The sequence below is a fragment of the Streptomyces lushanensis genome, from assembly GCF_001700515.1.
GTDB lineage: Bacteria > Actinomycetota > Actinomycetes > Streptomycetales > Streptomycetaceae > Streptomyces > Streptomyces lushanensis.
Window position 1 is genome coordinate 1 of the sequence record NZ_MAUD01000366.1, and the last position, 7,919, is coordinate 7,919.

At 71.1% G+C, this 7,919-nt stretch carries 7 protein-coding genes and 1 pseudogene; 5 read left to right on the forward strand and 3 right to left on the reverse strand.

Annotation, left to right across the window (positions count from 1 at the left end):
* The 3 genes from BFF77_RS26240 to BFF77_RS26250 form a co-directional block, all read left to right on the forward strand.
* The coding region (locus BFF77_RS26240; protein WP_066954304.1) for an ATP-binding cassette domain-containing protein at positions 1–1,145 on the forward strand (1,145 nt) is incomplete at its 5' end.
* Positions 1,146–1,405: 260 nt separating this feature from the next.
* The gene (locus BFF77_RS26245; protein WP_066954308.1) at positions 1,406–2,380 is read left to right on the forward strand and encodes an acyl-ACP desaturase; all 975 of its coding nucleotides are present in this window, start codon (positions 1,406–1,408) and stop codon (positions 2,378–2,380) included.
* A gap of 116 nt (positions 2,381–2,496) precedes the next feature.
* Positions 2,497–3,417 carry a chitosanase gene (locus BFF77_RS26250; RefSeq protein ID WP_066954311.1) on the forward strand — a complete coding sequence of 307 codons (921 nt, stop codon included), beginning with the start codon at positions 2,497–2,499 and terminating at the stop codon, positions 3,415–3,417.
* Between the two features lie 123 nt (positions 3,418–3,540).
* Here BFF77_RS26250 and BFF77_RS26255 read toward each other — a convergent pair whose 3' ends face one another.
* On the reverse strand, positions 3,541–3,822 hold the full coding sequence (locus tag BFF77_RS26255) for a WhiB family transcriptional regulator (RefSeq protein WP_066954314.1): 282 nt from the start codon (positions 3,820–3,822) through the stop codon (positions 3,541–3,543).
* Between the two features lie 111 nt (positions 3,823–3,933).
* Entirely contained in the window at positions 3,934–4,731 is a 798-nt protein-coding gene (locus BFF77_RS26260) for a VOC family protein (RefSeq protein ID WP_066954317.1), read from the reverse strand.
* Positions 4,732–4,894: 163 nt separating this feature from the next.
* On the opposite strand from BFF77_RS26260, the gene BFF77_RS26265 reads away from it, so the two are divergent.
* A complete protein-coding gene (locus BFF77_RS26265) occupies positions 4,895–5,641 on the forward strand; it encodes a TetR/AcrR family transcriptional regulator (RefSeq protein WP_245703718.1) in 747 nt (248 codons plus the stop codon).
* Here the strand turns inward: BFF77_RS26265 and BFF77_RS26270 are convergent.
* Positions 5,627–6,598, reverse strand: a complete 972-nt coding sequence (locus BFF77_RS26270; RefSeq protein ID WP_066954320.1) for an alpha/beta fold hydrolase — start codon at positions 6,596–6,598, stop codon at positions 5,627–5,629. The genes BFF77_RS26265 and BFF77_RS26270 overlap by 15 nt on opposite strands.
* Before the next feature lie 178 nt (positions 6,599–6,776).
* Between BFF77_RS26270 and BFF77_RS26275 the strand changes: the two are divergent.
* Positions 6,777–7,919 (forward strand): annotated as a pseudogene (locus BFF77_RS26275) (SNF2-related protein); the annotation flags it as partial.

A 7,919-nucleotide genomic window follows, 5' to 3' on the forward strand; every position in this document is an offset into this window, starting at 1 on the left:
TGCTGGACGAGCCGACGAACAATCTCGATCTGCACGCGCGGCGGCGGCTGTACGCGGCGGTCGCGTCCTGGTCCGGCGTGCTGGTGGTGGTCAGCCATGACCGTGAACTGCTGGAACGCGTCGACCAGATCGCCGATCTGCACGACGGCGAGGTGAGGTGGTACGGCGGCAACTACTCCGCGTACGAGGAGGCACTGGCCCAGGAGCAGGAGGCGGCCGAGCGCACGGTGCGGGCCGCCGAGGCCGACGTGCAGCGGCAGAAGCGTGAACTGGCCGACGCACAGGTCAAGTTGGCCAAACGAGCGCGCTTCGGACGGAAGATGTACGACAGCAAGCGGGAGCCGCGCATCGTGATGAACCTGCGCAAGCAGACCGCCCAGGAGTCCGCGGGCAAACACCGCGCCATGCACGCCGAGAGGCTCACCGAGGCGAAGGAGCGTCTGGACGATGCGCTGGAGGCGGTACGGGACGACGACGAGGTCCGGATCGAGCTGCCGTACACCAAGGTCCATCCGGGCACGAGCGTACTGAGCCTGCGCGAGCTGGAGCTGCGCCACGGGGCCGGGGCCAGGGGCTCGTTCGAGATCCACGGCCCGGAGCGGATCGCCCTCGTGGGACGCAACGGCGCGGGCAAGACCACGCTGCTGCGCACGCTCGCCGGGGAGCTGGAGCCGGTCTCCGGTGAGGCGCTCGCCCATGTGCCGGTGCGCTTTCTGCCGCAGCGGCTGGATGTGCTGGACGACTCGCTGAGCGTGGTGGAGAACGTGGCGCTCCTCGCGCCCGCCGCGACGAACAACCTGATCAGGGCGCGCCTGGCGCGCTTCCTGTTCCGTGGCGCGCGGGCCGATCAGCCGGCCGGGACGCTCTCGGGCGGGGAGCGCTTCCGTGCCTCGCTCGCCGCCCTGCTGCTCGCCGAGCCCGCCCCGCGACTGCTCATGCTGGACGAGCCGACGAACAATCTGGACATCGCGAGCGTGCGCCGGCTGACCGCCGCGCTGGAGTCGTACGAGGGCGCGCTCATCGTGGCGAGCCACGATCTTCCCTTCCTGGAGTCGATCGGCGCCACGCGCTGGCTGCTGCTCGACGGAGAACTGCGGGACACCAGCGCCGAGGAGGTACGGGAGACGGAACTGCCGTACGTCTAGGCGCCGTTCGGGGCCGGTCCGGGGCTCGGCCCGGTCCCGGCCGGCTCCGGGCGGGCCCGAACCAGCCCGGCCTCGGGCCCGGACCAGCCCGGGTCCGGGGCCCGGACCAGCCCCGCTCGCCCCGCGGGAGAGACGGCCATCGCTGTGCGTAAGGAGATTCGAATGCTGCGGGCTTGGCCTCCGGCTTACTACGGCTTTAACCTACGGTGTCGTAACCTACGAACCCGTAGGTAAACACTCTCCCGTCCCCAGGAGCACCCGTGACACTCGTTTCCCCCCACCTCGGCAGTTCGGACGCGTGGACCGACGCCCGACTGCTGTACGCGCTGGAAGAGGTGGTGGAGAAGGAGCTCAACCGTCATCTCAAGGTCGCCAAGGACTGGATGCCGCACGAGTACGTTCCTTTCACGGACGGCCGCAACTTCCCGGGGATATTCGATGACGGCCAGGCCTGGGAGCCCCAGCAGTCGAAGGTCACCGAGATCGGCAGGATCGCACTCGTGGTGAATCTGCTGACCGAGGACAACCTCCCCAGCTACCACCACGAGATCGCCAGCCTCTTCGGCCGCGACGGAGCCTGGGGCACCTGGGTGCACCGGTGGACGGCGGAGGAGGGCCGGCACGGCATCGTGATGCGTGACTATCTGCTCACGTCACGGGCCGTCGATCCGGACAAGCTGGAGCAGTTCCGGATGGCGCACATGTCGGAGGGCTTCGAGTCCGACAACCGCCACTCGATGCTGCACTCGGTCGCGTACGTGGCCTTCCAGGAGCTGGCCACCCGCGTCTCGCACCGCAACACCGGACATCAGTCGGGCGACCCGGTCTGCGACCGGATGCTGGCGCGGATCGCCACCGACGAGAACCTCCACATGGTCTTCTACCGCAATCTGCTGGGCGCGGCCTTCGAGATCGCGCCTGATCCGACCATGCGGGCCGTGCGGGACGTGGTCGTGAACTTCCGGATGCCGGGACACGGTATGCCGGGCTTCGAACGCGCCGCCGCGCAGATGGCCATCGGCGAGATCTACAACATGCGGATCCACCACGACGATGTACTCCAGCCGGTACTGCGGTTCCTGAAGGTGCTGGACATCGACGGGCTGGGCCCGGAAGGGCTCAGGGCGCAGGAGGAGCTCGGTCTGTACATGGGCGGGCTGAACAGCGAGGCGAGCAAGTTCGACGAGAGGCTCGCCGCCCGCAAGGCACGGATGGCCGCGCGCGCCGCGGGCTGACCCCGGCCCTGCCCGGCGCGCTGTCGGTCCAGGCTTTGTCCGGCCCTGTCGTACATGTTGTCGGTTTTCGGGGAAGTGTTCGCCCGCCCCGGTCATTGCCTCGTACGCTGTGCCGGATGAAGCCTGTCACGCGCCTTTTCCTCATAGGCGCGCCCATTGTCGTGGCCACTGCCGTGATCTTCGGAGCCGGCGACGGCTCCGAAGTGCTCGCCGACCATCCGCCGTCCTATCCGGAGCGGAGCGGCGCGCCCAATCCGCTGGCGCCCGGTGCCCTGGAGAACGAGGACGAGGTACGGGAGCGGATCGACAGCATGCCGCCCGGACTCGCGGCCCCGGAGAAGAAGGAGATCGCCGCCCGGCTCGTGGCCAGCGCGGAGAACTCCACCCTGGACTGGCGGAGCCTGTACGGCGCCATCGAGGACCTCGGTGACGGCAACGGCTACACGGCCGGGATCATCGGCTTCTGCTCCGGCACCAACGACATGCGGCAGCTCGTCGAGTCGTACACCAGGAGCCATCCGGACAATCCGCTCGCGCCGTATCTCCCCGCGCTGCGCGCCGTGGACGGCACCGACTCGCACGAGGGACTCGATCCCGGGTTCCGGGACGCCTGGGCGAAGGCCGCGGAATCCGCCGACTTCCGCACGGCGCAGGACAGGATCCGTGACCGGATCTACTTCGAACCGGCCGTCCGGCTGGCCAAGCTGGACGGACTCGGCACGCTCGGGCAGTTCGTCTACTACGACGCGATGGTGCTGCACGGCCCCGGGCTCGACGCCCACGGCTTCTACGGCATCCGTGACACGGCGATGAAGCGGGCGAAGTCCCCGGACCGCGGCGGCGACGAGAAGGCCTATCTGGACGCCTTCCTGGACGCCAACCGGTCCGTGATCAAGAGCGGACTCGTCACGACGCAGCGGGACTCGTCCCGTGTCGACACCGCTCAGCGGGTCTTCCTGCGGGACGGCAACATGGCCCTCGACCCGCCGCTGAGCTGGCAGATGTACGGAGAGACCTTCCGGATCGCGGCGCACTGACCGAACGCGGCGCACTGACCTGACGCGGCGCGCCGAGGTCCGCCGGCCACCGGGCCCGGCCCGGCCGGCCGCCGCGCGAGCGGGCTCCGCGACCGGGCACGACCGGGCTCCAGGGGCCGGCTCTCAGTTTCCCGAGGTGCGCCGGAGCTTCTGGCGCTCCTTCTCGGAGAGCCCGCCCCAGACGCCGAACCGCTCGTCGTTGGCGAGGGCGTACTGAAGGCAGGCCTCCCGGCCCTCGCACGCGCCGCACAGCCGCTTCGCCTCACGGGTGGAGGAGCCGGGGGCCGGGAAGAAGAAGTCAGGACCGGTCTGGGCGCACAGCGCGCTCTCCTGCCAGGAGAGTTCGTACTCGGTGCTCTGGGTCGCAGTCGCGCGGGTGGTGATGTCGGTGATGTTGATCGGCATACCCGACAGGTTGCCCGGCCGCGATAAACGGTTGCTTGACGAAGCGTCAATGCCTCCGCGAAACGGGCGTGTCGGGGCCGATGGAGGGACGCGGGACGCGCGTTCGGGCCGTCAGACGTCCTGGTCCACTCCCTGCATCAGCGCGAAGCGCGCGCCGTGGGGATCGGTGAGCTTGGCGAACCGCCCCACGCCCTCGATGTCGGTCGGCGCGACCCTGACCGTACCGCCCAGCTTCCTGGCCGCCGACACGGAGGCGTCGCAGTCCGTCACCGCGAAGTAGATCTGCCAGTGCGGTCCGCCGCCGGCCTCCGCCGGATCGGAGCCGAGTGTGACGAAGCCGCCGAACATGGCCTCCGGGCCCCGGCCCGCCGGATGCGCCATCCGGTACGTTCCACTGCCGTCGGGCATCGGCATACTGGTGGTCTCCCAGCCGAAGACCTCGTGGTAGAAGGTGTACGCGGCGCCCTCGTCCGGTGTGTACAGCTCGCACCAGCAGAGGCCGCCCGGCTCGTCGACGACATCCAGGCCCTTGTTCGCGCCCGGCTGCCACACCGCGAACCGGGCGCCGACGGAGTCGGTGAGGACGGCCGTCCTGCCGAACTCCATGACATCCGTGGGCCCGAGCAGCACGGAACCGCCCGCCCGGTGGACGGCCTTGGCCGTCGCGTCCGCGTCGGCCGTTCGGAAGAACAGGAACCAGGCCGTCGGTCCCTCATCGGTCGGCATGGGCATGGCGGCGGCGGCAGTCCTGCCGCCGAGCCGGAGCAGACCGTAGCCGCCGGTGTCGGGGCCCGCGGGGACAAAGGTCCAGCCGAACAGTCCGTTGTAGAAGGCCGTCGCGGCCTCGATGTCAGGAGTGCTGAGCTCGACCCGGATCGGGGATCCGGGCGCGTAAGGGCTGGTGAGCATGGTGCGCTCCTTCATGGGATCCCGCCGCTCTCCCCCCGAGTCTGCCCCGCCCGGACGCGCCGCGCATGCAGTGTCCCGCCGGCCGGCGGCAGCGGACGGCCAGGGGACCGGGCGCGGGACCGGGCGGGAGAGTGCACGACCGTGCGTTCAGTACAGTGGGGAGATGAGCACATCCATGGGCGGGCCGACGGCCGCACGCCCGGCGGAACGCGTGGACGGACGTGTCGAGCGCGGCAATCAGACCCGGCGGCTGGTGCTCGACCGGACGATGGACATCGCGTCGGTGGAAGGGCTGGAAGGGCTCTCCCTCGGCCGTATCGCCACCGAGCTGAAGCTGAGCAAGAGCGGTGTCTTCGCGCTCTTCGGTTCCAAGGAGGAGCTCCAGCTCGCGACGGTCCGCGCGGCCGTGGACCTCTACAGCGAGTGTGTCGTCCGGCCGACGCGCGAGCTGCCTCCGGGCACCGGCCGGGTGTGGGAGCTGTGCCGTAACTGGCTGGCGTACTCGGCGGACCGTGTCTTCGCCGGCGGCTGCTTCTTCTACGCCGTCTCCGCGGAGTTCGACGCGCGCGGCGGGCCGGTGCACGACGCGATCGCCACGGCCCGCGCCGACTGGGTCGGCTATGTGGAGCGCACCGTCGACAAGGCGCGGCGCGCGGGCGGCTTCGTCGCCGAGCTGGACGTGCCGCAGCTCGCGTTCGAGATCATCGCGCTGATGGAGGCGGCCAACGCGCAGTCGGTGCTGCATGGCGACGAGGTCGCGTACGAACGGGCCGCCCGGGGCATTCTGTACCGTCTGCGTGCCGCGGCGACCGATCCGGACGGTCTGCCGGAGGTCCCGGAGTTCTCCGGCGCACGAGCCGTACCGACCGTGCGGGCCCGGGTGCCGGCGCGGACCTCAGAGAACGGCTGAGCCCGGGAGCGGACCGGCGGCGGGCCCGTCGGACGCGGACCGCGACTGCGTCCGTGGCTGCGGCTGCGGCTGCGGCTGCGGCTGCGGCTGTTCCGAGCGTACGAAGTCCACGGCGGCGGCGACCACTTCGGGATCGCCGAGGATCCGCCGGTGTCCCAGCCCGCGGGTGACCACCAGCCGGACGCCGGCGCCCTCCGCGTCCCGACGCGCCGCGTACGCGCGGACGAGCGCCTGGGACTGGCTCAGCGGCACCGTGTCGTCGTTCTCGTCGTGGAAGAGCAGGACGTCGGCGTCGATCTCGTCCGGACGGTAGGTGGCGTCGAGGCGCCGCCAGATGTCCGGCTCGCCCGGGAACAGCTTCCGCTCCACATGGGCGCGCAGCTCCCCCGTGACCCGCTCGCGCAGACCGAGCGTGGCTCGGAACCCCTCCAGGGCATGGCTGAACTCGGCGACTCCGCCGATCCCGACCACGCGGCGGGTCTCGACACCGTCATGCAGCGCGAAGAAGGTGGCGAGCACGCCGAAGGAGTGCGCCACGACGGCTTCGAACCGGCCGTACTGCCCGTGCAACCTCACCATGACCTCGCGGAGTTCACGGATCGTCACGCCCCGCCCCGACGAGTCGCCGTGCCCCGGGGCGTCGAAGGAGACCGGGCTGTATCCCAGCTCGCACAGCGCGGTGACGAAGTGCGAGAACCGTGAGGCGCGCGAGGACCAGCCGTGCACGAGCAGCACCGGCCGTGTGCCGTCGCCCCAGCGGTAGGTGACGACGGACGTGCCCTGGACGGTGATCCGTCCCGTGCGGGCGGCGGCGAGCACCTCGCGCTCGTCGGGGCGGGGTCTGCTGCGGCCGGTCGGCCGGCGGAACACGGCGAAGGCGGCACGTCCGGCGAGTCCGGGGGCGAGATACGAGGTGGTGTTGAGGGCGGTGCGAAGGAGCGCAGCCATGGGTGCCATTGCCCGGATCTCCTTGGTCGGCCGGCGGAGTGGGGAAATATTAGCACGACCGTTCGTTTAGTTTTGAGCTTCTGGCGCGGTCATCACCGGCCGATGGCCCGTGCCGGGCATGGGAGCATATGACCCGGTCGGGACGGGGCCGTTCGGGCCGGTCGAGCGGGGCAGACGGAGAGGCGCCATGAAGGGTGCGGGTGTCACGCCGGGACACGGTCCGGTGCTCGTCGGCAGAAGGGCGAGGGCCGCGCTCGACGCGGCGGAGCGGCTGCTGGACACCGCCCGGCGGCTGCTCGACGACCACACCCGCGCCGTCACCGCCGTACGGGAGGCCTTCACCCCGCTCCGACAGGAGCTGATGGAAACGGAGCTGAAGGCGATCCCGGTCTCCCGGCTACGGGATGTCACCGCGGGCAGGCTCCGGCTCGGCGCCCTCGAACAGGCGGGACTCACCTCCGTGCACGAGGTGTACGAGGCGGGCAGGCACGCCCTGCGCCGGGTGCCGGGAGTCGGGGCCCGTACCGCCGACCAGGCGGTGGCGGCGGCCACGCGGATCGCCGAGGCCGTCGGCGAGACCGTGTCCTTACGGATCGATGTCGACCGCCCGGAGCCGCGTACCACCGCGCTGGTCCTCGCCCTGCACCGGCTGGTCGAGGCCGGTCCGGGGCTGCGACGCGCGCATGACACCGCGGAGCGGCTCGCCACGGAGCTGCGCGCGCTGCTGCCGGAGGCGGCTCCCGCGCGCGGCCGGCTGCGCCTCGCCCTGGCGGGACGGGACGGCAGGGCGCGGGCGCTCGGTGCGACGGGCCGGATCCGGCGGCTGCTGGACGAGACGGCGGAGGCGGAGGTACCGCTGCTGCTCGCGCAGATGTCGGTGGATCTGCTGCGCGAGCCGGCCTCGGAGATCGAGGCATGGATCGACTTCGAGCTGCGCTCGGCCGAGTACTACGGCGTCCTGGCGCAGACGGCGGGCGGGACTCCCGATGTCGCCGCCGCCGAGGGCTTCCTGCCGTCCGAGATCGCCGGCCGGGTACGGGCCCAGCCGCTGGACGACACCCGGCTGCGGGTGTCGCTGCGCGGCTATCAGTCGTTCGGGGCGCGGTTCGCGCTGGCCCAGCGGCGGGTGATCATCGGCGACGAGATGGGACTCGGCAAGACCGTGCAGGCCATCGCGGCTCTCGCGCATCTCGCGGCCCGTGGCGGCACACACTTCATGGTGGTGTGCCCGAGCAGTGTGCTGATCAACTGGACCCGCGAGATCGGTTCCCGCAGCACGCTGCGGGCCATGTACCGGTACACGGCCCGGAGCGTGCTGCGGGAACCGATC

Excerpts from the sequence above, each read along its gene's own strand:
- BFF77_RS26250 (WP_066954311.1), top strand. The coding sequence starts at position 2,497 with ATGAAGCCTGTCACGCGCCTTTTCCTCATAGGCGCGCCCATTGTCGTG.
- BFF77_RS26255 (WP_066954314.1), bottom strand. The coding sequence starts at position 3,822 with ATGCCGATCAACATCACCGACATCACCACCCGCGCGACTGCGACCCAG.
- BFF77_RS26260 (WP_066954317.1), bottom strand. The coding sequence starts at position 4,731 with ATGCTCACCAGCCCTTACGCGCCCGGATCCCCGATCCGGGTCGAGCTC.
- BFF77_RS26265 (WP_245703718.1), top strand. The coding sequence starts at position 4,895 with ATGAGCACATCCATGGGCGGGCCGACGGCCGCACGCCCGGCGGAACGC.
- BFF77_RS26270 (WP_066954320.1), bottom strand. The coding sequence starts at position 6,598 with ATGGCACCCATGGCTGCGCTCCTTCGCACCGCCCTCAACACCACCTCG.